General features: G+C 69.1%; 22 protein-coding genes and 3 pseudogenes. 21 read left to right on the top strand and 4 right to left on the bottom strand.

Going from position 1 to position 20156, the window contains the following annotated elements:
- Positions 1-142 precede the first annotated feature (142 nt).
- From BJF77_RS14415 to BJF77_RS14400, 4 genes are all read left to right on the top strand, one after another.
- The gene (locus tag BJF77_RS14415; protein WP_222845009.1) at positions 143-661 is read left to right on the top strand and encodes a DUF421 domain-containing protein; all 519 of its coding nucleotides are present in this window, start codon (positions 143-145) and stop codon (positions 659-661) included.
- Between the two features lie 459 nt (positions 662-1120).
- A complete protein-coding gene (locus BJF77_RS14410) occupies positions 1121-2293 on the top strand; it encodes a cation:proton antiporter (protein ID WP_075872592.1) in 1173 nt (390 codons plus the stop codon).
- 217 nt (positions 2294-2510) lie between these two features.
- The gene (locus BJF77_RS21945) at positions 2511-2861 is read left to right on the top strand and encodes a heavy-metal-associated domain-containing protein (RefSeq protein ID WP_083665173.1); all 351 of its coding nucleotides are present in this window, start codon (positions 2511-2513) and stop codon (positions 2859-2861) included.
- A 299-nt stretch (positions 2862-3160) separates the two neighbouring features.
- Positions 3161-3355 (top strand): hypothetical protein, encoded by a 195-nt coding sequence (locus BJF77_RS14400; RefSeq protein ID WP_075872591.1) that lies wholly within the window; start codon positions 3161-3163, stop codon positions 3353-3355.
- A gap of 149 nt (positions 3356-3504) precedes the next feature.
- On the opposite strand, the gene BJF77_RS14395 is transcribed toward BJF77_RS14400, so the two are convergent.
- The 3 genes from BJF77_RS14395 to BJF77_RS14385 form a co-directional block, all read right to left on the bottom strand.
- Positions 3505-3885 (bottom strand): iron transporter, encoded by a 381-nt coding sequence (locus tag BJF77_RS14395; RefSeq protein ID WP_075872590.1) that lies wholly within the window; start codon positions 3883-3885, stop codon positions 3505-3507.
- On the bottom strand, positions 3858-4076 hold the full coding sequence (locus BJF77_RS14390; protein WP_075872589.1) for a hypothetical protein: 219 nt from the start codon (positions 4074-4076) through the stop codon (positions 3858-3860). The genes BJF77_RS14395 and BJF77_RS14390 overlap by 28 nt, the downstream gene beginning before the upstream one ends.
- Positions 4077-4227: 151 nt before the next feature.
- On the bottom strand, positions 4228-4761 hold the full coding sequence (locus tag BJF77_RS14385; RefSeq protein WP_075872588.1) for an HPP family protein: 534 nt from the start codon (positions 4759-4761) through the stop codon (positions 4228-4230).
- Between the two features lie 229 nt (positions 4762-4990).
- On the opposite strand from BJF77_RS14385, the gene BJF77_RS14380 reads away from it, so the two are divergent.
- The 10 genes and pseudogenes from BJF77_RS14380 to BJF77_RS20615 all read left to right on the top strand — a co-directional run bounded on the left by BJF77_RS14380 (position 4991) and on the right by BJF77_RS20615 (position 12628).
- Positions 4991-5473, top strand: a complete 483-nt coding sequence (locus BJF77_RS14380; protein WP_222845008.1) for a hypothetical protein — start codon at positions 4991-4993, stop codon at positions 5471-5473.
- The gene (locus BJF77_RS21090; RefSeq protein WP_222845007.1) at positions 5461-5613 is read left to right on the top strand and encodes a hypothetical protein; all 153 of its coding nucleotides are present in this window, start codon (positions 5461-5463) and stop codon (positions 5611-5613) included. Before BJF77_RS14380 ends, BJF77_RS21090 begins: the two co-directional genes overlap by 13 nt.
- A 104-nt stretch (positions 5614-5717) precedes the next feature.
- A pseudogene (gene moaA, locus BJF77_RS19630) lies at positions 5718-6642 on the top strand (GTP 3',8-cyclase MoaA); the annotation flags it as partial.
- A gap of 202 nt (positions 6643-6844) precedes the next feature.
- Complete coding sequence (locus BJF77_RS14365) at positions 6845-9310, top strand: molybdopterin oxidoreductase family protein (protein WP_075872585.1); 2466 nt, start codon at positions 6845-6847, stop codon at positions 9308-9310.
- Entirely contained in the window at positions 9307-9789 is a 483-nt protein-coding gene (locus tag BJF77_RS14360; RefSeq protein ID WP_075872584.1) for a hypothetical protein, read from the top strand. The genes BJF77_RS14365 and BJF77_RS14360 overlap by 4 nt, the downstream gene beginning before the upstream one ends.
- 150 nt (positions 9790-9939) lie before the next feature.
- A complete protein-coding gene (locus BJF77_RS14355) occupies positions 9940-10158 on the top strand; it encodes a DUF2391 family protein (protein WP_075872583.1) in 219 nt (72 codons plus the stop codon).
- 61 nt (positions 10159-10219) lie between these two features.
- A pseudogene (locus BJF77_RS14350) lies at positions 10220-10411 on the top strand (transposase); the annotation flags it as partial.
- A gap of 94 nt (positions 10412-10505) precedes the next feature.
- Complete coding sequence (locus BJF77_RS14345; protein ID WP_255396278.1) at positions 10506-11390, top strand: sugar phosphate isomerase/epimerase family protein; 885 nt, start codon at positions 10506-10508, stop codon at positions 11388-11390.
- An 8-nt stretch (positions 11391-11398) separates the two neighbouring features.
- Positions 11399-12394 carry a Gfo/Idh/MocA family oxidoreductase gene (locus BJF77_RS14340; RefSeq protein ID WP_075872581.1) on the top strand — a complete coding sequence of 332 codons (996 nt, stop codon included), beginning with the start codon at positions 11399-11401 and terminating at the stop codon, positions 12392-12394.
- Positions 12395-12481: 87 nt separating this feature from the next.
- The gene (locus BJF77_RS20615; RefSeq protein ID WP_158041276.1) at positions 12482-12628 is read left to right on the top strand and encodes a hypothetical protein; all 147 of its coding nucleotides are present in this window, start codon (positions 12482-12484) and stop codon (positions 12626-12628) included.
- A 980-nt stretch (positions 12629-13608) separates the two neighbouring features.
- Here BJF77_RS20615 and BJF77_RS14335 read toward each other — a convergent pair.
- On the bottom strand, positions 13609-14061 hold the full coding sequence (locus BJF77_RS14335) for a hypothetical protein (RefSeq protein WP_047804286.1): 453 nt from the start codon (positions 14059-14061) through the stop codon (positions 13609-13611).
- 489 nt (positions 14062-14550) lie between these two features.
- Here BJF77_RS14335 and BJF77_RS14330 point away from each other — a divergent pair, with 489 nt between their 5' ends.
- The 7 genes and pseudogenes from BJF77_RS14330 to BJF77_RS21930 all read left to right on the top strand — a co-directional run.
- The gene (locus BJF77_RS14330; protein ID WP_047804287.1) at positions 14551-15207 is read left to right on the top strand and encodes an IclR family transcriptional regulator; all 657 of its coding nucleotides are present in this window, start codon (positions 14551-14553) and stop codon (positions 15205-15207) included.
- 160 nt (positions 15208-15367) lie between these two features.
- Positions 15368-16603 carry a CaiB/BaiF CoA-transferase family protein gene (locus tag BJF77_RS14325; RefSeq protein WP_075872580.1) on the top strand — a complete coding sequence of 412 codons (1236 nt, stop codon included), beginning with the start codon at positions 15368-15370 and terminating at the stop codon, positions 16601-16603.
- Position 16604: 1 nt separating this feature from the next.
- Positions 16605-17483, top strand: coding sequence for a hydroxymethylglutaryl-CoA lyase (locus BJF77_RS14320; protein ID WP_047804289.1), 879 nt, complete (start codon positions 16605-16607; stop codon positions 17481-17483).
- 171 nt (positions 17484-17654) lie between these two features.
- A complete protein-coding gene (locus BJF77_RS14315; RefSeq protein ID WP_255396277.1) occupies positions 17655-19016 on the top strand; it encodes a 2-hydroxycarboxylate transporter family protein in 1362 nt (453 codons plus the stop codon).
- A 123-nt stretch (positions 19017-19139) separates the two neighbouring features.
- A complete protein-coding gene (locus BJF77_RS21940; RefSeq protein ID WP_238986078.1) occupies positions 19140-19307 on the top strand; it encodes a hypothetical protein in 168 nt (55 codons plus the stop codon).
- Positions 19304-19831, top strand: coding sequence for a thiamine pyrophosphate-binding protein (locus BJF77_RS21935; RefSeq protein ID WP_255396276.1), 528 nt, complete (start codon positions 19304-19306; stop codon positions 19829-19831). Before BJF77_RS21940 ends, BJF77_RS21935 begins: the two co-directional genes overlap by 4 nt.
- Positions 19789-20156, top strand: a pseudogene (locus tag BJF77_RS21930) (thiamine pyrophosphate-binding protein); the annotation flags it as partial. The gene BJF77_RS21935 and the pseudogene BJF77_RS21930, both read left to right, overlap by 43 nt.

Below are 20156 nucleotides of genomic sequence, written 5' to 3'. Positions count from 1 at the left end.
GGGTGCGTTAACGTGGGGCATGAACGGGCTCTCTTGCTGCGGACGGACGGTGTAGGAACTTCCATCCTGTGGCGAGGAGCCCGTTCCTCATCTCACCGGCACACCCGTGGCAAGAACCTCATGCCCCACAACAACTAGACCCGTGGTGAACATCCTCTTCGACGGTTGGGAACCGGTGGCCCGCATCGTGGTCGTCGGCACCTTGGCCTATACCGCGCTGGTGGTGCTTCTGCGGGTCTCCGGGAAACGCACGCTGTCACGGATGAACAGCTTCGACTTCGTGATCACCGTGGCGATCGGCGCCACCTTCGGGCGCGTCCTCACCACCCGCAGCGTCCCCCTGGTCGAGGCCGTCACCGCCTTCGCCCTGCTGATCACCCTGCAGTACGTGGTGACCTCCCTGCAGATCCGCTCCAAGCGGTTCTCCCGGTTGGTCACCGCCGAACCCACCCTGCTGCTCTACCAGGGCCGGGTGCTCCACGATGCCCTGCGGGCGGAGCGGCTCACCGAGAAAGAGCTCGACGGGGCGGTGCGCAAGCACGGAATGGGCTCACTGCAGGAGGCCGAAGCCGTGGTCCTGGAGGCCGACGGCCGGCTGTCGGTGATCGGCCCCGACAACGCCGGAGACGGCGCGATCCTGCCCCACGACCCGCCAGACTGAGCCATGCCCATCGTGCTCCTGGAACAGGGTGCCGGAAGCACATCCGAGCATCGATGTCCTGGATGACCGGCTCAGCATCCGTCAAGGCCCAGGACGACTGGAGCGTGACAGACACCCTCCTTGACGGATGAACTCGGGAGGGTTTCCTGCACGACCGGAGGACGTCTGAGCTGGTTTCATGACCGCGAAGCGGCCACATGCAAACCCCGCCCCTCGAGACGTCAGGCCGTGATGGTCGGTCCATCAGACGGTCGAAGCTTCTCGGCGATGAGAACGACGGCTACGCTCCAGCCGGATGTTGCGGTCAATGCGGAAGACCACCCCATCACCACGGCTCACTTTTCGACCGTTTTGGCACGGGGACCGCCTCAGAGGCGAGTCGCTACCAGTGAGAACGCGTCCGGTCGTGCGCCCGTGCGGGAAAGACCGCACGGGGCCGGCCCCGTAGGAGGAGATTCCATGTCCGCGCTGCTGTTGTCCTTCGCCGTGTTGTTGCTGATCGGGATGCTGATCTCCGAACGCGCCAGCCGTACCGTGCTCTCCACCGCGGTGCTGTTCCTGCTGGGCGGGTTCGTCCTCGGAGGCGGTGTGCTCGGGGTCGTGCCGATCAGCTCGGGGGACCCGGTGGTGGCGACCTTGGCGGAGCTGGCCCTGTTCTCGGTGCTGTTCACCGACGGCATGAAGGTCGGATTCACGGATCTGCGAGTGGCCTGGCGGCTGCCCGGTCGCGCACTGCTGCTGGGGCTGCCCCTGACCCTGATGCTCACCGCGGTGCTGGCCCACTTCGCGGTCGGGCTGCCCTGGTTGGAGTCCTTCCTGCTCGGGGCCGTGCTGGCGCCCACCGACCCGGTGTTCGCCTCGGCGATCGTGGGACGCGAGGAGGTGCCCGCGAAGTTGCGGCACCTCCTCAACGTGGAGTCCGGAGTCAACGACGGACTGGCGCTGCCCATCGTGCTGGTGCTGCTGGCCGCGGCTGGGGGCACCGAGGCCGGGGGCTGGCAGTTGGCCGAGGAGATCGTCCTGGGTGTTCTGGTCGGGGTGCTCGTGCCCTTGATCGTGCTGCGCCTGGAGCGGCTGCCCTTCCTGCAGGCCCAGCACAATCTCCAGCCGCTGCTGACGGTCTCGATCGGCCTGCTCGTGCTGGCCATCTGCACCGCCACCCACGCCAATCTCTTCCTGGGCGCCTTCGCCGCGGGCATCACCGTAGCCACCTACGGTCCCGGCTTCCGGGAGGAGTTCGAGCAGTTCGGGGAGCTGCTCACCGAGCTGCTCAAGCTCGCCGCGATCCTGGTGTTCGGCGCGCTGATCACCCCGGCCTTCCTCTTCCAGGAGATCCCGTGGACCGGGTGGGTGTTCGCCGTCCTGGCACTGGTGGCCGCCCGCCCGCTGGCCCTGCTGGTTTCCTTCCTCGGCTCCGGGCTGCCGCGCAGCCAGCAGATCGCCGCGATGTGGTTCGGGCCCAAGGGCTTCGCCTCGGTGGTCTACGGGCTGCTCGTGCTGGAGTCCGGGATCAGCCAGGCCGACCAGCTGTTCCACCTCATCGCCCTGGTGATCTTCCTGTCCATCCTCGCCCACTCCTCCACCGACGTCGTCGTGGCCAAGAAACTCGACCAACGACAACCCCTGCTGTGACCGAACGCCGGCTGCAGGCACCCCGGGGCGACACAAAAGTCTCCGGGACGGCTACGACGGCCCATGACCTCTGCGTGGGTCATTGACGCGGGTGCTGGCCGGCAACACCCCGGACCTGACCTTGACCTATACCCTAGTGGGGTATATTTTCGCTGGTCTGGACGCATCCTCCACTACCGGGGCGTCGTGTATCCGCTGTCAATTAAGGAGTGCTTTCGTGACCGATGCGCTGAAGATCACCGCTCGCCCGCTGCCGCTGGTCGACGCCGGGGGCGGCTGCGCCTGCTGCGGCCCCACTCCGTCCACCGCAGAAGCCGCCGCTGACGCCTTTGAGCAGCACAACCCTCCGGCGCAGATCGCGGTCTTCGAGGTGGAGGGCATGACGTGCGAGCACTGTGTGGGGCGGGTCACCGATGCCGTGAAAGCAGTGGAGAGCGTGAGAGAGGTCCAGGTTCAGCTGGTTCCTGCCGGCCTGTCGATGGTGACCGTGGCCACGGACCGGCTGCTGTTGCCGGCCACGGTGCGCGCCGCGATCGAGGAGGCCGGTTACTCCGTCTCCGGTTCCTGACCACCCGACGCGGACCGACCACACCGTCGGGAAGTGATCGCGGCAGGGCAGGAAGGACATACAGCTCCTCATGGACCACGGCACGCAGACGGTAGAAGCCACAGAACGAGACGCCGGGTCACGATGGCTGATGGATCGGACGGCCAGGAATTCTCAGTGATGTAGTTGGCGTCTGCTCTCCGACCAGGTGTTGCGCCCGTGGCGACAGGAGCATGCACTCTGCAGCACGTGATGTGGAGGCCTCCGAGACTGAGCCTGGCATCCGCGACCACGGCCGTGGAGGATGAGGTCGTCAGGTCGTGGCCGTTGCGATCAGCGGCTACGGCGAAGTCCTGCGAGAGAAGATGACCGTGGTGGGATCATCGACCAGCGGGGCCAGCGAGCAGCCGATGCAGAACGTGCAGAGGAACCCGGAGAAGGACCCGGCCGAGACCGCCGACAAGGGAACCGTTCAGGACCAGAAGCAGGACCAGCACGAGGGCGAACAGCAGTAGCTCGACAAATTCACCACCGCCGAGCCCGGAGCACCCCCGGATCAGCGGGAACGGCCGCTTTGTTGCCGCGTGCGAGAGCGGCAGAACCGGCCCTGCGGTGGCCGAGCAGGCCACGACAGGGCCGGTTCAACGGTCTCGGGATCGACTCCTCAGGGTTGGGGTGGGGTGACCGGCTCGGCACCGCGCTGGATCTTCACCCCGGTGAACTCCACATCGACGGGCTCGGTGAACCGGCGGCCGTTGACCTCGTCGTGGCGCATGAAGGCCGGCGGGTCGATGTGCACCCGCAGGGTGTACTCCCCGTCCTCGGGCACGACCCAGTTCCGCGCGTAGTGGTAGAGCATCGGGTGCCACACCAGCTCCTGGGCGTACGGGCCCAGCTCCTCCCCGCCCGGGGTCACCAGGGTCGCGGTCACACCCACCGCCGGCACGAACCTCCCGTCGGCGGCGTCGCACACGGCGATCTCCACATGCACGTTCTCCTCTTCGGGGTTGACCCAGCTCAGCGCACCGTCGCGGAAGGAGTACATGCCCTCGGCGTCTTCGATGGCGTAGCCACCAGGTAGTCTCCGGCCTGCTGGGTGCCGCCGTCGTGGGCGACCTCCTCGGCCATGTACTTCAGGGCCTGGGCGTAGGCCTCCCCCTGGGCGCGGGCGCGCTCGAGCTGCGGGCCGGTGGCCTCGGACGTGTTCGGGTCCATGGGCGGTCGATGCTGGGACATCGGGGGCTCCTCTCGTCGTCGACAGTTCCTCCATGCTGGCGCGATCCGCGGGCACCGGCAACGGTGCACGTCGAGATCCGCTCCGGTTGCCCGAGACGACGGATACGGCCCCCGTGCGGCACGGGTCCGCCGTGCAAGGCCCGGTGACCGGCTACTGCGGGGACTGCTTCCCGTCGTTCGGGCGGGTGCCGAGCGCGAGGTTCAGCCCCCAGCCCAGGGCGGTGATCAAAACGATCGCTCCGGCCATGGAGGCCAGTTCCTCGGGTTGGGTGAGGATGCCCAGGCTCACGATCAGGGTGGTGGCCCCGGCCGGTGGGTGCGGGGTCTTGATCGCGGTGAGCACCAGAGTGGTCAGCGCCACCGACACGGCCCCGGCCAGCAGGAAGGCCGGGGTGAGACCGCCGGAGGCGACGGAAGGATCGTCCTGCAGCCCCAGCCCGTAGAGCACCGCGGCCCCGGCCAGCAGCCCCACCCCGTGTCCGATCAGGGCGTTGAGCGGGCGGGAGGCCTTCTGCCGCGGGGACTCGAAGAACAGCATGACCGTGGGCCCGAGACTGGGAAACAGCCACGGCTGATGCAGCGCCAACCCGACCGCCCCGCTGGCCGCCAGCACGACCAGCGACAGGACCGCAGCGTAGAGGCCTGCACCTATCGATCCCGCCTTGTCCTTGAGCTTGTTCAACATCAGGGTCCTCCGTATCCCGGGCTGAGTGGTTCTCGTCCGCGATGGGGACCTCCGGGGTCCTCATGGGCGCCCTCCTGGCCCGCCGGATCGGGACGGGTCCACCGTCGTACGGCCAGCCTAATCATCAGGCAACTGACCATCGGTGGAGCGGTGGCGCCCCGACCCGATCGGGGACGGGGCGCTCGCCGTCTCGTGAATGGCAAGGAGAACGAGGTTCCGTGGAGGGTTTGTGCTGGTGCTGGCCGCGCCGCCGGCGGCCGGGAACTTCCCCGGCGGGGTGGCCGCGGAGCTTCCCGAGGTCTCCGACCGTGTCCTGTCCCTGGCGCTGCACCTGGCCGCCGGGATCGTCACGGCTGTGATCGGTCTGGAACTGATGCCCGAAGCCCTGGCGGCGTCGGTGCCCTGGGTGCCGATCGCCGCCTTTGTCGGCGGCGGGGCGCTGTTCATGGCCTGGAGAAGCTCATCCACTCCATCCAGCACCGCCACCGCCCTGACCCCCTCCCTCGGGCTGCTCCTGGCCCTGGGCCAGGTCCCGGCCGATGCGCCCGAAGGCCTCGCCGCCATCGCCACCCTGCGGGCGGCCGGGATCCCGCGTCGCACCCGGGTGCTGATGGCCCTGGGCTTCGCCGCCCCGATCCTGATCGGGGCGAGCCTGGGCTGCGTCGCCCTGCGCCAAGCCCCCAACCGCTCACCCTCTCCGTGCTGGCCATGACCGGTGGGGCGCTGACCAGTGTGGTGGTCGAGGAGATGCTCACCGAGGCCCACGAGGGTGAGACCAGCGTGTGGGGCCCGATCCTGCTCACCGGCGGCTTCGCCGTCTTCGCCCTGATCTCCGTCTACGTCGGGGCCTGACCGGGGCTGGGGCACGGCATCATGTGCCACGTTCGCTCCTCGCCCACGCCTGGGGTCCGCGCCCGGGAGGACGTCGCCTCGGCGGATGGGGGGTGGAACTGGCAATGCCCTCGCAGGCACCCACAGAGGCCGGGTCCGGGCTGGTGGACAGGTACGGGCGGCGGGCCACGGATCTGCGGGTGTCGCTGACGGACAGGTGCATGTGCGCTGCACGTACTGCATGCCCGCGACGGGTCTGATCTGGTTGCCGAAGGAGCAGGTGCTCCCCCGGGCGGAGATCGTGCGGCTGGTGGGCATCGGGGTGGACCGTCTCGGGGTTCGGCAGCTGCGCCTGATCGGAGGTGAGCTGCTGGTGAGGGCCGACCTGGTGGAGATCATCGCGGTCTACGGACCCGACACCCTGATCTGCCGATCTCGCTGACGGCTAGTGCCTTGGGCCTGGACCGCAAGGCCGCGGCCCTGCAGCAGGCCGGTCTGACCCGGATCAACGCGGTGCTGATGCGCGGGATCAACGACCACCAGGCCCCGGAGCTGCTGGAGTGGGCCCTGGCGCGGGGGTCGAGCTGCGGTTCATCGAGCAGATGCCCCCTGGACGCCGACCACGGGTGGACCCGCGATGACATGGTCACCGCCGCGGAGATCCGCCGGTTCCGGGAGCAGGACTTCCTGCTCGCCCCGGACCCACGGAGCCGCGACGGGGTCCCGGCCCAATGCTGGGAGGTCCGACGCCGGGCCGAAGCGGGAGTGGTGGCCGGCACGGTGGGGATCATCGCCTCGGTCACCAAGCCGTTCTGCGCCGACTGCCGCCGCACCCGCATCACGGCCGAGGGGAAGGTGATGAGCTGCCTGTTCTCCCGGCAGGAGACCGACCTGCGCCACCTGCTGCCCTCCGAGGCTGATGACGCGGCGATCGCCGCCCGCTGGCAGAAAGCGATGTGGGTCAGACCGGCCGCCCACGGCATGGACCACACCGGCCTGGACTCCCCCGACTACGTGCAACCGGACCGATCCATGAGCGCCATCGGCGGCTGGCCCGGCCGGCGGAGAGGTCCGCCGGATCCTGGTGGTCACCCCGCGTCCGGGGTGGATCTGGGCGCCGATCGGCCCCGACCACAACTCTCAGCACGCTTGTTGTCACCGTGGTGCGTGCGTAGAGTGCGGAGCAGTCCGGGCGCGGGCACCGCGCCGAAGCAGGCCGCAGCAGGGTCGAGGGAACACCGGAGGGGTCTCGATGACGAGCAAGGACCGGATCGCCGAGCCGTGGGGCACTCGCACCCCCTATGCCGCCGGGGAGGACTGGCCGGTACGGGTCGACACCCACCTGGCCGAGGGGGTGGCCCCGGAGGACGTGGACGAATGGGTGCAGTCGGCCTCGATCCTGCACTCCAACGGTGACGGGCTGGACATCGCGGTCAAGGACGGGCGGATCGTCGGGGTCCGGGGCCGGGCGGCGGACCGGGTCAACCACGGCCGGCTGGGCCCGAAGGACCTCTACGGGTGGCAGGCCAACGCCTCATCGGAGCGGCTGACGAAGCCGCTGATCCGCAAGCGTGGCAAGCTCGTGGAGACCGACTGGGACACCGCCATGGGCCGGATCGTGGACCGGACCCGGGAGCTGCTGGCCGAGCAGGGGCCCAGCGCAATCGGGTTCTACACCACCGGTCAGCTCTTCGCCGAGGAGTACTACACCCTGGGGCTGATCGCCCACGGCGGGCTGGGCACCAACCACGTGGACGGCAACACCCGGCTGTGCACCGCCACCGCCGCCGCCGCGCTGAAGGAGTCCTTCGCCTCCGACGGGCAGCCGGGGTCCTACACCGACATCGACCACGCCGATGTGATCGCCCTGTACGGGCACAACATGGCCGAGACCCAGACCGTGCTGTGGACCCGGATCCTGGACCGGCTGGCCGGGGAGGACCCGCCGCAGATCATCTGCGTGGACCCCAGGCCGACCCCGGTGGCCCGGCACGCGACCGTGCACCTGGCCCCGCGTCCGGGCACCAACGTGGCGCTGATGAACGGGCTGCTGCACGAGCTCGTCACCCACGACTGGGTCGACCACGACTACCTCGCCGCGCACGCGGTGGGCTACGCCGAGCTGGCGAAGCGGGTGGCCGAGTACACCCCGGAGGCCGTGGCGACGATCTGCGACGTGCCGCCCGAGCAGATCCGGGAGGCCGCGCGCATCATCGGGGGTGCGGAGCGGTTGCTGTCCACGGTGCTGCAGGGCTTCTACCAGTCCAACCAGGCCACCGCCGCGGCGGTGCAGGTCAACAACATCCACATCATCCGCGGGATGCTGGGCGCACCCGGGTGCGGAATCCTGCAGATGAACGGCCAGCCCACCGCGCAGAACACCCGGGAGTGCGGCGGCGACGGGGACCTGCCGGGTTTCCGCAACTGGTCCAACGAGGAGCACGTGGAAGACCTGGCCCGGGTGTGGAACATCGAGCCGTTCCAGATTCCGCACTACTCCCCGCCCACCCACGTGATGCAGATGATGCGCTACGTCGAGGACGGCTCCATCCGCATGCTGTGGGTCAACGGCACCAACCCGGCCGTGTCCCTGCCGGAGCTGGCCCGGGTCCGTTCGATCCTGGAGCAGGACCGGCTGCTGCTGGTGGTCCAGGACATCTTCCTCTCCGAGACCGCTCAGCTGGCCGACGTGGTGCTGCCGGCGGCGACCTGGGGCGAGAAGACGGGCACGTTCACCAACGTGGACCGCACCGTGCACCTGTCGGAGAAGGCCGTGGACCCACCCGGGGAGGCGAAACCGGACCTGGACATCTTCATCGACTACGCCCGCCGGCTGGATCTGCGCGACAAGGACGGGGACCCCCTGGTCAAGTGGCACGACCCGGAATCGGCGTTCGAGGGCTGGAAGGAGTGCACCGCCGGACGGCCCTGCGACTACACCGGACTGAGTTACGACAAGCTGCGCGGTGGTTCCGGGATCCAGTGGCCCTGCAACGAGGAGCATCCTGAGGGCACCGAGCGGATCTACGTCGATGGGGCCTTCTGGTCCGACCCGGAGTACTGCGAGAGCTACGGCCGCGATCTCGTCACCGGGGCCCCGCTGGAACCGGCCGAGTACAAAGCCCTCAACCCGTCCGGCAAGGCGGTCCTGAAGGCCGCCGAGTACCTGCCCCCGCACGAGCTCCCCAGCGAGGAGTTCCCGTTGCAGCTGATCACCGGGCGGACCCTCTATCACTTCCACACCCGCACCAAGACCGCCCGGGCCCCGCAGCTGCAGGAGGCCGCCCCCGAAGTGTGGGTGGAGATCTCCACCGCCGACGCCGCCGCCATCGAGCTCGCCGAGGGCGATCTGACCGAGGTCACCACCCCGCGCGGGTCGGTGCAGGCGAAGGTGCGGATCACCGGCATCCGCACCGGGGTGCTGTTCCTGCCCTTCCACTACGGCTACTGGGACACCAAGAAAGGACATGAGCCGGGCAAGGCCGGGCGGGCGGCCAACGAGCTGACCATCACCGACTGGGACGCGGCCTCGAAGCAGCCGATCTTCAAGACCGCCGCCGCCAGGATCGAGAGAATCGTGTCGGCCGAGGGCCCGTCCCGGGCCCCGACCACCACCGCCTCGGCCCCCGTGACCGACGTCGGCTACCACACCGTCGGCGGCCCGGCCGCCGCAGCGGACGAGGACATCCACGAGACCCCCGCGGAGGCACGGCGATGAAGATCGGTCTGGTCCTGCACGAACTCCACCGCTCCGAGAACGACCTGGCGCACAAGCTGCTGCACGTCTCCGAGCGCCACAAAGCCGACCACTCGATCTACCACCTCGCCCGGGACCTCGCCCGCTGGTCCCAGCACCACGTGCGCGAGATCGCCGAGATCGGCAAGCACTACGACCAGGACCTCGACCCCGAGCCCCGGACCGAGACCGGACTCGGGGAGAGACTGCGTGAGAAGAGCAGCGAGCTCATCGGCCGCCGCAGCCACGCCGCGCTGCTGCTCCTGCTGGACCTGCGGGAGGTGTACACGATGACCTCCGGGGTCTCGGCCGACTGGGAAATGCTCGCCCAGGCCGCCCAGGGCATCAAGCACCACGACCTGCTCGACGTCACCCAGCGCTGCCACCCCGACACCCTGCGCCAATTGCGCTGGGCCAACGCCATGCTCAAGGAGAACTCCACCCAGATCCTCGTCAGCTGAGCGGGAACCGTGCCGATCCAGTGATCGCACGAGTCCGGTCGACAGGTGCGAGCCGGAGTGGCCAGGCGGCGCGCACGAGCGTTGTTGCCTGTCCTCGGTCGGGAACATCTGAAACGGGAACAGCCCCCAGGGCGTAACACGGGGCGACGAATGGCCACACCTGGAGGATGGCGCACCACGCTGATCGGCCAGGCCCGGGGGCTCTCGGGCGGGTTGGTGATCGGGGTGACCTTTCTCTTCACCATGGAGATGTGGTGGGTGGGCCGCTCGACGCCACCCTCGCAGGTGTTGCTGTTGCTGTTGCTCGGTGTCGGGTTCGTCGACGTCGACGTCGGGACTGATGCACGGATCGGTGACACCTTGACCTGACCCACGGTTTGGTTGCCGGTGGCGCTCGCTAGCCGAAGGCCTTCATGGAAGGCTCACCGCTATGCCTCGTCCCTGCCCTCCTGAGTTTCGTGCACGAGCGATCGCTCTCGTGCGTGAGGGCCGCCAGGTCAAGCAGACCGCAGCCGATCTTGGCATCCACCCCGTCACGCTCCATTCCTGGCTACGCCAGGACGACATCGACCAAGGTCGCCGGCCCGGGCGAAGCACCCAGGAATCGATTGCCGCCCGAGCGACGTGAGGACTCGACATGACGTTGATGGCTCAGTGCACTTTCACCCTAAAAGGCTTATTGTTAGGACAAACTTATCGCCCTGAGGAGTCGCACCTTGACCAAGCTCTCGATGAACGTGACGACGACGTTCCACGGCAACGTCGTCAACGACATCGCCGTGGCGAAGGCCGCGGGCTTCGGCGGCATCGAGCTGCAGAGCCCCAAGCTCTACCGGTACCTCGACGCGGGATACCCGGTGGAGTCGCTGCTGCCGCCGCTCGAGGGGATCGAGGTCACCGGGCTCGGTGCCGTGCTCGACCTCGAGCGGCAGGGTGATGCGCGCGCGGAGTTCCTCGCCGAGGTCGCGCGCATGTGCGACATCGCCGTGACGGTCGGGGCACCGATCGTGCAGCTGTGCACGGGCCCGGTCGACTGGAACGTCGTGAAGGATTTCAAGGCGGGTCGCCTGCACACCCACGATCCGCGCTACCGCGGCACGATCGGCCTCAGTGAGAACGACGCCCTGGACGCCGCGGCGTCCAATGTGCGCGAGGCCGCGGACATCGCGGCCGACCGTGGACTGGACCTCTACCTCGAGCCGCTCGCCTGGTCGAACCTCAACCGGCACCGCCACTCGCTGGAGATCGTCGAGCGGGCCGGTCGTGACAACGTCGGCATCGCCCTGGACACCTGGCACTACTGGACCACCGGCGACACCCTCGAAGAGGTGGCCGCCACACCGAAGGAGCTCATCAAGGCCGCGCACATCTCCGACGGCCTCGACCTCGACCGCGAGAACGACGTGCCGGATCAGAGCGTGCACCGCAACGTCGTCATCGGCGGCGGCGCGATCCCGCTGCAGGAGTGGATCGACGCGATCAAGTCCACCGGCTACGACGGGTGGTGGTGCTCGGAGATGTTCAGCGACAAGGCCAACGAGCACGACTTCCTCAAGGTCGCCACCACCATGCGCAATCTGCTCGACATCATGATCTCCTGAGGACACACATGCAGCGCTTCGCCCTGATCGGCGCCGGATTCATCGGCTCCGTCCACGCCCACAGCCTCGCGGCCCACCCGGGAGTGGATTTCCGCTACGTCTACGATCTCGACCCCGCGCGCGCAGCACACCTCGCCGCAGCCCACGGCGCCCGCCCCGCCCGCTCCCTCGAGGAGGCCTTCGATCCGGCCGAGGTGGATGCCGTCTTCATCGCGTCCTCGACGGACACGCACGCTGCGCACCTCCGATGCGCCGCCGACGCCGGGATCGCCGCGCTCGTCGAGAAGCCGATCGACCTCGACCTCGCGCAGGCCAAAGACGTCGTCGCCCATGTCGAGGCCGCCGGCATTCCCGCGATGGTGGACTTCAACCGGCGCTTCGACCGCGACCACGACGCGCTCAAACGCGTGGTCGACTCGGGCGAGCTCGGCGAGATCGCACTCATGCAGCTCACCTCCCGCGGCCCGTCGTTGCCGCCGATCGAATACCTGAAGGTCTCGGGCGGACAGATGCGCGATCAGACCGTGCACTTCTTCGACCTCGCCCGCTGGATCACCGGCGCCGATCCGGTCGAGGTGCACGTGATGGGCTCGGCACTGTCCGATCCGCGGGTCGCGGAGATCGGCGACGTCGACACCTCGATCGCGACCCTCCGTCTGCCCGGCGGGGCACTCGTGCAGATCGACAGCGTGCGCCACACCGGCTACGGCTACGACGAACGCATCGAAGTCCTCGGATCGGCCGGCATGGCCGAATCAGGACGCATGCGCGCCGGCAACGTCACACGCTTCCTCGGCTCCACCGCCACGAGCGACGGCCTGCACGCCGGATGGTTCGAGCGGGTCCAGCCCACGTACGCGGCCGCGCTGGCGGCGTTCGTGGCAGCCCTCGACGAGAACGCGCCCCCGCCCGCCACCCTGGACGATGGGCTCCGCGCGCAGGCCATCGCCGAGGCCGCCACGCTCTCGCTGCAGACCGGACTGCCGCAGACGATCGCCTACTGAGCGCCGGGCAGGACACACCAGCACACTTCCCGGTCACTGGACAGAACGGGTCGGGCCCGAGCTGCGCGTTCGTTGGGAGGCGCCACGATGCTCAGCGTCGTCGATGGGCGCGACAAGGCCGCCTGTGACGACGCCGGTGGGCTATTCCACGAGAACATCTGCATGGATCCCGAGGCGTTGATCAGCATCGACGGATTCATCGATCCGGACGTGTACGTCGACACGGACTGGTAGTCGCGCCTCCCCGACACGGCCGTGCTCCCCGCACCACCTCATGAGCGGCCCTGGCCGCGCATCACTGCACGCCGCACCCGCCGGGTTGCTCGTGCTGCCGGGGGCGGGACTGCACCGCCTTCGGAGCACGCGGGCCACCCGCGCGACCCCGAATTCTGTTGAGGGCGGTCGGTCGCATGAACGGTATGGACGACCGCCCCGGCCCGCACACGGGAAGTTCTCACCGATCGGCACGGCCCAGGACCCCGCCGTCGGCCATGTCCTGGCCCGCACCGTGCCTGCCACCACGATCCCGGTCGTCGCGATGCCGATGGCGCGGTGGTGGCTGCTGGACGCCTCCTCCGGTGAACCGCGCGCGCCGTGGTGGCCGGGGCTGCTCCTCGGTCTTCCGGCGCTGTTCCACGTCCTGGCTCGGCTCCTCCGCGCCCCACGGCCTACTGCCCTGCCGTCGGCGTCCGCGGAGGGGGTGCACGACGCGCTGGTCTCCGTCACTCGGACCGGTGCCGTGGACTCGGAACCGCGAGTCCGCGCCGCCGCCGGCGGCACGGCCCGCCAACGGGTCGAGGTCACGGCTTACGCCATGGCTGCCACACTCGGGGGCTGGTGCCGCAGCCGGCCTGGTCCGTCTTCGCCGCCCTCGCCGGAATCCTGGCCGTCATCCACGTTCTCCGCGCCCGTCATTCCTGGGCATCCCCGCGTACTGCACCACGCAGACCACGCCAACCAACGAACCTCAACTGCATCTTCGTTCCCGTGGATCCTGTCCGGTAGTCGGCCATACGAGGAGCACGGATGGCAGGCCGGCAGGAGGCGGGTCGGACAGTATGGATCAGGCCGTAGAGGAGGTCGTTGAACATCCTTGCCGTCCCCGTGCCGACCGCATGCCGGCGACGGGAAGCCGCTCACCGTGGAAGCGCCTGTGACGCCGTTCCTGCGAGGGCTTTCCAGCAGGCGGGGCCGGTGACCGGACTCCCCGAGCGCTATGTGGGGTTCTTGATGCCTGACAGTTGTTGCAGCACGGTGGTCGTCTGGACCGGGAAGATCTGTACCTGCACGGCTCCGACGTCATGGAATTCGGCCAGTTCGGCAATCTCCCGCTGGTAGGTCGGCAGGTGGCGAGTGAGCCGGTGGCGGTTGTAGGCCTCGGCGGTGGCGGTCGCCCAGGCGTGATGTGCAGAACCGGGTTCCGTAGTGGCGTCGCCGTCCTGGAAGTCGGCCGGGACGTCACCGTCGCGGATCGCTCGCATGGTCAGATCGAACACCAGGTCGGGATCGGGGGTCAGCACCACGTCGGTGACCTGCGTTGCGGCAACCCCGGAGGCAGGCTCTGCGGTGATCACCACGCCCCGAGCGGAGGCGTAGTCGCTCAACGTCTCGCAGAACGCGGTGGGAACAGTCTGCGCGCAGGAGCAGAACGGAGCAGTTGTCGACATCGGACCATCCTTGTCATCGGGCACAACAGAGCACGTCTCGTTGAGCAGAGCACCGCGGGGCTGCCCCACGGACCGGCACCAGCCCGCTGGCCACGGACGATGAACCCGGGCACGCCCTCACCGCCGTTCGGTCGCACATGACAGGCACTGCCCGTGTGATCTGCGGGACACTGCGCGTCATGCTATCCGAACTGTGGACACGGAACTTGACTCCATGCAGGCGCCTTGATCGAGGACTCCCCGGTCCGTCCAGCGAATGTCGCTCCAGGTCCAGCCGCCAACCGGGCCATGTGCAAAGCGGCAAGGGGAAGAGTTGATTCGGCCTGCCGGCCTGGGTCTACAGGCGGCTGGACGGGCAGGTCAATGAACTGTCGAGGCGTTGGACCTGTGGAACACCGACTTCAGGCAGGTCGTCCTGCAGTGCGTCAGGTGCTCGATGGGTGGTACTCGCGCCGCTCGGACGGGAGTGTCCGGCCATAAGCTGACTCCATGCCCTCCTCTGAGTCACCGAGCAGCAACCGCACCCTGGAGCGTGTGGCCGCGATCCTCGACGCGGTGGATTCCTCCTCGGCCTCGGCCAGCGAGTTGGCACGCCGGACCGGACTGTCGGTGTCCACCGCGCACCGGCTTGCCCTGTCGATGGTGGACTACGGCTTCCTGCGCCGCACGGAGAGCGGGGACTTTCGACTGGGACAACGTTTCGTGCAGTCCACGCTGGAGAAGATCGCGTTGCCGATCTTGACCAGTCTGCGGAATGCGACGGGTGAGAGCGCCCAGTTGTGGATCCGGCGCGGTGAGGACCGTATCTGCCTGGTCACCGTCGACAGTCCGCAGGAGCTCCGGGCGACCCTGCCCACGGGGTCCCGCCTGCCTCTGCCGGCCGGTTCGAGCGGACTCCTGCTGGCCAACGAGCCGGAGGCTTTGGACGAGCTCGAGACCCACGGCTGGGTGGAATCGGTCGGCCGTCGAACTGCGGGGCTGGGCTCGGTCAGCGCCCCGGTGGTACTGCGCGGGCAAGTCATCGCAGCGGTGTGCCTGGCCATGCCGCTGGCCCGGGTACAGCTCTCTCCGGGAGCCGATTTCGGGGACGCCGTCGTGGCCAGTGCCGGGCGCATCAGTCAGGACCTCAAGCACAGCGCCCCATAGCCAGTACTCGCCTTCATGCCACAACCCCCTCGACCTCTTTGGTCGAGGGGGTTGTGTGTGTTCCAGGTCACTTGCTATCGTCCTCCCGCTGAACAGGACTTATATCCCACTCAGTGAGAAGTTTCGATTGTCGTCACGCCAGACCAAGGAAGCAGGCACCATGACCGAGAATCTCCGCCTCGAGGGCAACACCCTCCCGTTGGAGGGCATCCGCGTGCTGGAGCTGGGCAGCTTCATCGCCGCCCCCTTCGCCGCCCGGCTCTTCGGCGACTTCGGCGCCGAGGTCATCAAGATCGAGAAGCCCACCGGCGGCGACGAACTGCGTGACTGGCGCAAGACCCGCGGGCACACGTCGATGCTGTTCCGCACCCTGGGCCGGAACAAGAAGTCCGTGACCCTGGATCTGCGCTCGGACACCGGCCGGGAGGCGGTGAAGAAGATCGCCGCCCAGTGCGACCTGGTGATCGAGAACTTCCGCCCCGGCACCCTGGAGAAGTGGGGACTGGGACCCGAAGTGCTCACCGAGCTCAACCCGGAGATGGTGATGGTGCGGATCTCCGGCTACGGCCAGACCGGCCCGTACCGCAATCGCGCCGGCTTCGGCAGCTCTGCGGAGTCCTTCGCCGGCCTGCGCTACATCACCGGGGAGCCCGACCGCCCGGCCGGGCGCGCGGCCGCCTCCATGGGCGACACCGTCGCCGGGCTCTACGGGGTCATCGGCGCGCTGATGCTCATGCTGCAGAAGGCCCGCGGCGCCCGCTCCGAGGGCCCGCAGGTCGTCGACGTCGCCCTCTACGAGGGCGTGTTCAGCCTGCTGGAGTCCCTGGTGCCCGACTACGACGCCTACGGCATGGTGCGCACCCGGACCGGTGGTCGGCTGCCCGGGGTGGTGCCCACCGGTTCCTACCTCTGCGGCGACGACCTGGAGGTCGTCATCGGCGGCAACTCCAACTCGGTCTTCCGCCGGCTGATGACTGCCATCGGCCGGACGGACCTGGCCGCCGACGAGTCGTTGCTGACCACCGAAGCGCGCGGGGCCCGGGAGGAGGAGCTCAACGGGGCGATCACCGCCTGGACCACCAGCATGCCGCTCAAAGAGGTGCTCGCCCACCTCGACGACGCCGGGGTGCCGGCCGGGCCGGTCTACGACGCCCCGTCCATCGCCACCGACGAGCACTACCTCGCCCGGGGCATGATCGAAACCCACGAGGTCGTCGTCGAGGACGAGCCAGAGCTCATCCGCTTCCCCGGGGTGGTGCCCAAGATCCCCGGCCACGAGGGCCGGGTGCAGTGGGTCGGTCCGGAGCTGGGCCAGCACACCGAGGAGGTCCTGCACGAGCTCGCCGGGCTGAACCCCGAGGAGATCGCCGACCTCACCCTGCAGGAGGTGCGCTGAGATGGACGTGCAGCTCACCGACGTGTTCCTGCGCGACGGCCTCCAGGACGAGGACGTCGTCGTGTCCACCGCCGACAAGCTCGCCGTCGCCGAGATCCTGATGGCCGCCGGGCTCACCCGCCTGGAGGTGGCCTCATTCGTCAACCCGAAGAAGGTGCCGCAGATGGCCGACGCGGCCGAGGTCCTGGCCGGCCTGCCGCGCTCCGAGCCGGTGACGTACACGGCGCTGGCTCTCAACGGCCGCGGCATCGCCCGGGCCGTCGAAGCGGGAGCTACCGATGTCCAGGTCGTGACCTCCGCCAGCCAGGCCCACAGCAGCGCCAACGCCGGGGCCAGCATCGAGGACGCTCTGGCGGATCTCGGGCAGGAGGTCGCCCGCTATCCGCAGGCCCACTTCTTCGCCGGGATCTCCACCGCCTTCACCTGCCCCTTCGAAGGTGAGATCGACCCCGCCCACCTGCTGCGGGTCGTGCGGGCGTTCCGGGCCATGGGCATCACCGACATCGGCCTGGCCGACACCCTCGGCACCTCACCCACCGACCAGGTCGTGAACACCGTGGCGTACGTCCAGGACGCCGAACCGGAGCTGACCTACTCCCTGCACCTGCACAACGCCCATGGCCAGGCCCTGGACACCGTCACCGCCGCCGTGGAACGACTGGGGATCATCCGCTTCGACAGCGCCCTCGGTGGATACGGCGGCTGCCCCTTCGCCCCCGGCGCCCACGGCAACATCGCCACCGAACAACTCGTCGCCCACCTGCACGCCGCCGGCCACGACACCGGCATCGACGAGGAGCGCCTGGCCGCAGCCGTGCGTCTGGCCCGCGACGTCCTCGCCCACTCCCCGGTCACCTCGGCCGCCCCGGCCACCCGCTAGCAGCTCCACCCACACCACATCACCTCGCACCGGCGTCCCGCCCGCGGTCCGCCGTGCCCGAAACCGTCCTGGGGGACAACGATGTCTGCTACTTCCCGCACCACGAACACGCCGCCCGCGCCGCCGACCGCCGCCGGATCCGGGGACACCACCGACCGGCACACTGAGACCGTGCCCACTCCTACCCCAGCCCCGCAATCCACCGGCGGAGGCACTCCGTCGGCGCGCAAGCGCGACAAGTACCGCATCGCCGACATGCCCGCCCTCTACTACGGCGCGCTCTTCCTCACCCTGCTCATCGCCGCCCTGACCGACAACCTGCCCGACACCATGATCGTGGGCTTCGCCACCACCGTGGTCCTGGGCGGGCTGCTCATGGCCATCGGCAACCTCGTCCCGGTCATCCGCGACTACGGCCTGCCGACCATTCTGTGCACCTTCGTGCCGGCCATCCTGATCTTCCTCGGCGTCATGCCCGAGAGCGTCGTGGTGGTGGTGGAGAACTTCCTGGCCGGCTACGGCTTCCTGGACTTCTTCGTCGTCGCCGTCATCGCCGGCACCATCCTCGGCATGCCCCGCACCCTGCTCATGAAGGCCGGGCCCCGCTTCGTCGTCCCCCTGCTGGGCTGCATCACCCTCACCTTCGTGCTGATCGGGGCCCTCGCCGCGATCACCGGCTACGGCTTCATCGAAGGCGTCCTCTTCGTCGCCGCCCCGATCATGGCCGGCGGACTCGGCGTGGGTGCGGTGCCGATGTCGGAGATGTACGCCGCCCAGACCGGCACCACCCCGGCGGACTTCATGGGCGACCTCATGTCCGCGCTGGTGATCGCCAACATCGTCTGCATCCTCGTCGCCGGCATCTACAACGGGCTGGGCAAGAACGGCAAGCAGTGGTTCGTCGGATTCAACGGCCACGGCGAGCTCATGCGCATCAAGGGCCGCTCCACCGAGCTGTCCCTGCCGCCGAAGAAGACCGCCGCCACCTTCCTGTCCCTGGGCAAGGGCATCGCCATCTCCGGTGGGCTGCTCGTGCTGGGCACCCTGATCTCCGTCTACCTCCCGTTCCTGCACGCCTATGCCTGGACCATCCTGGCCGCCGCACTGATCAAGATCTTCGGCCTGTTCCCCCGGGAGCTGGAGGAGGCGAGCTCCGAGTGGGGCGAGATGCTCACCACCTACTTCATCCCCGCCCTGCTGGTCGGGGTGAGCATCACCTACGTCAACATTGCCGAGGTCATCACCTCCATCACCGACCCGGTCTTCATGGGCCTCACCGTGGCCACCGTGCTGATCTCCGGGCTCACCGCCGGAACCCTGGGCTGGCTGATGAAGTTCAACTTCGTGGAAGCCTCCATCACCCCGGGCCTGGTCATGGCCGACACCGGCGGATCCGGCGACGTCTCCGTGCTCAGCGCGGCCAACCGCATCCACCTGATGCCTTTCGCCGCGCTCACCACACGCCTGGGTGGTGCGGTGACCCTGTTCCTGACCTCCCTGGCCGTCCCCTTCCTCACGGTCGCCGCCGGCTGAGCCCACGGCTCCTCCACCACACCACGGGGTGCTCCACCGCTGCAGAGCCGTGGAGCACCCCGCCCTGTCCCCTGAGCTCCCCACTCACCTGAAAGGCATGCCTCGGGCGAGAACGTCCGCACCGTGGTCCCACCCCGGTCCCTGGTGGCCGGGGTGGCCGCCAAGGCCCGCCGGGGACTGACCCAGGCGGAGGTCGAGCACTGCCGCACCACCGCCACCGCCACCGCCTACGAAACCCACACCACCCAGCACGCCGACGCCACCCCCACGATCATTGGACACCCCGCATGAACTCCCTCGAACCGCAGCTCACCGAGCCCCGCCGGCACACGGCGACAGATGTCTCCTCCGCGGTGGCCGATGTGCTGGCCGCGCGCACCGATCACCTGTTCGGGTTGATGGGCAACGGCAACGCCCATCTGATCAGCCACCTCACCAGCCGCGGGTTCGGCTTCACCTCCGCCCGGCACGAGGCCGCCACGGTGACCATGGCCGATGCCTACCACCGGGCCACCGGCCGGACCGGGGCGGCCACCACGACCTACGGGGCCGGGTTCACCAACACCTACACCGCCCTGGCCGAGGCCCGCCTGGCCCGCATCCCCCTGGTCCTCGTCGTCGGTGAGGCCCCCACCACGGGCGGCGGCCCTCCGACATCGACCAGACCGCCGCGGCCGCCGCGGTGGGGGTCACCACCCTGGTCGCCACCCCCGGAAACGCGGTGGCGATCACCCACCGGGCCTTCGACCTGGCCGCCCGCACCGTGCAGCCGGTGGTACTGGCCATCCCCTACGACTGCGCCACCGCCGCCCTGACCGAGCCGGTGGACCTCGAGCCGCTGCCGGCCAAGGACACCTGGATCGCACCCGCCGAGGAGCTGGACCGGATCGCGGGACTGCTGCGCGCCGCCGACCGCCCGCTGCTCCTGGCCGGGCGCGGGGTCCTGCTGGCCGGGGCCGCCGCATCGCTGCAGGAGCTCGGCGACCGGCTCGGGGCGCTGTTCATGACCTCGGTGATGGCCACCAACGCCGTGGACTCCCCCTGGAACCTCGGCATCGCCGGGGGCTTCACCCGCGACCACCGCCTGGCCACCGCCCGCCAGGCCGATCTGGTGCTGGTGGCCGGGGCGAGCCTGAACGC

Source organism: Kocuria sp. CNJ-770, assembly GCF_001942375.1.
Taxonomy (GTDB): Bacteria; Actinomycetota; Actinomycetes; order Actinomycetales; family Micrococcaceae; genus Kocuria; species Kocuria oceani.
The sequence above is the reverse complement of the archived record's forward strand: the minus strand, read 5'-3'. Positions and strand labels throughout refer to the sequence as shown.

Excerpts from the sequence above, each read along its gene's own strand:
- BJF77_RS14395 (WP_075872590.1), bottom strand. The coding sequence starts at position 3,885 with ATGTACTCCTTCCGCGACGGTGCGCTGAGCTGGGTCAACCCCGAAGAG.
- BJF77_RS14325 (WP_075872580.1), top strand. The coding sequence starts at position 15,368 with ATGACCGAGAATCTCCGCCTCGAGGGCAACACCCTCCCGTTGGAGGGC.
- BJF77_RS14340 (WP_075872581.1), top strand. The coding sequence starts at position 11,399 with ATGCAGCGCTTCGCCCTGATCGGCGCCGGATTCATCGGCTCCGTCCAC.
- BJF77_RS14360 (WP_075872584.1), top strand. The coding sequence starts at position 9,307 with ATGAAGATCGGTCTGGTCCTGCACGAACTCCACCGCTCCGAGAACGAC.
- BJF77_RS14385 (WP_075872588.1), bottom strand. The coding sequence starts at position 4,761 with ATGTTGAACAAGCTCAAGGACAAGGCGGGATCGATAGGTGCAGGCCTC.
- BJF77_RS14365 (WP_075872585.1), top strand. The coding sequence starts at position 6,845 with ATGACGAGCAAGGACCGGATCGCCGAGCCGTGGGGCACTCGCACCCCC.
- BJF77_RS14355 (WP_075872583.1), top strand. The coding sequence starts at position 9,940 with ATGGCCACACCTGGAGGATGGCGCACCACGCTGATCGGCCAGGCCCGG.
- BJF77_RS20615 (WP_158041276.1), top strand. The coding sequence starts at position 12,482 with ATGCTCAGCGTCGTCGATGGGCGCGACAAGGCCGCCTGTGACGACGCC.
- BJF77_RS14320 (WP_047804289.1), top strand. The coding sequence starts at position 16,605 with ATGGACGTGCAGCTCACCGACGTGTTCCTGCGCGACGGCCTCCAGGAC.
- BJF77_RS14335 (WP_047804286.1), bottom strand. The coding sequence starts at position 14,061 with ATGTCGACAACTGCTCCGTTCTGCTCCTGCGCGCAGACTGTTCCCACC.
- BJF77_RS14330 (WP_047804287.1), top strand. The coding sequence starts at position 14,551 with ATGCCCTCCTCTGAGTCACCGAGCAGCAACCGCACCCTGGAGCGTGTG.
- BJF77_RS21935 (WP_255396276.1), top strand. The coding sequence starts at position 19,304 with ATGAACTCCCTCGAACCGCAGCTCACCGAGCCCCGCCGGCACACGGCG.
- BJF77_RS14390 (WP_075872589.1), bottom strand. The coding sequence starts at position 4,076 with ATGTCCCAGCATCGACCGCCCATGGACCCGAACACGTCCGAGGCCACC.
- BJF77_RS14410 (WP_075872592.1), top strand. The coding sequence starts at position 1,121 with ATGTCCGCGCTGCTGTTGTCCTTCGCCGTGTTGTTGCTGATCGGGATG.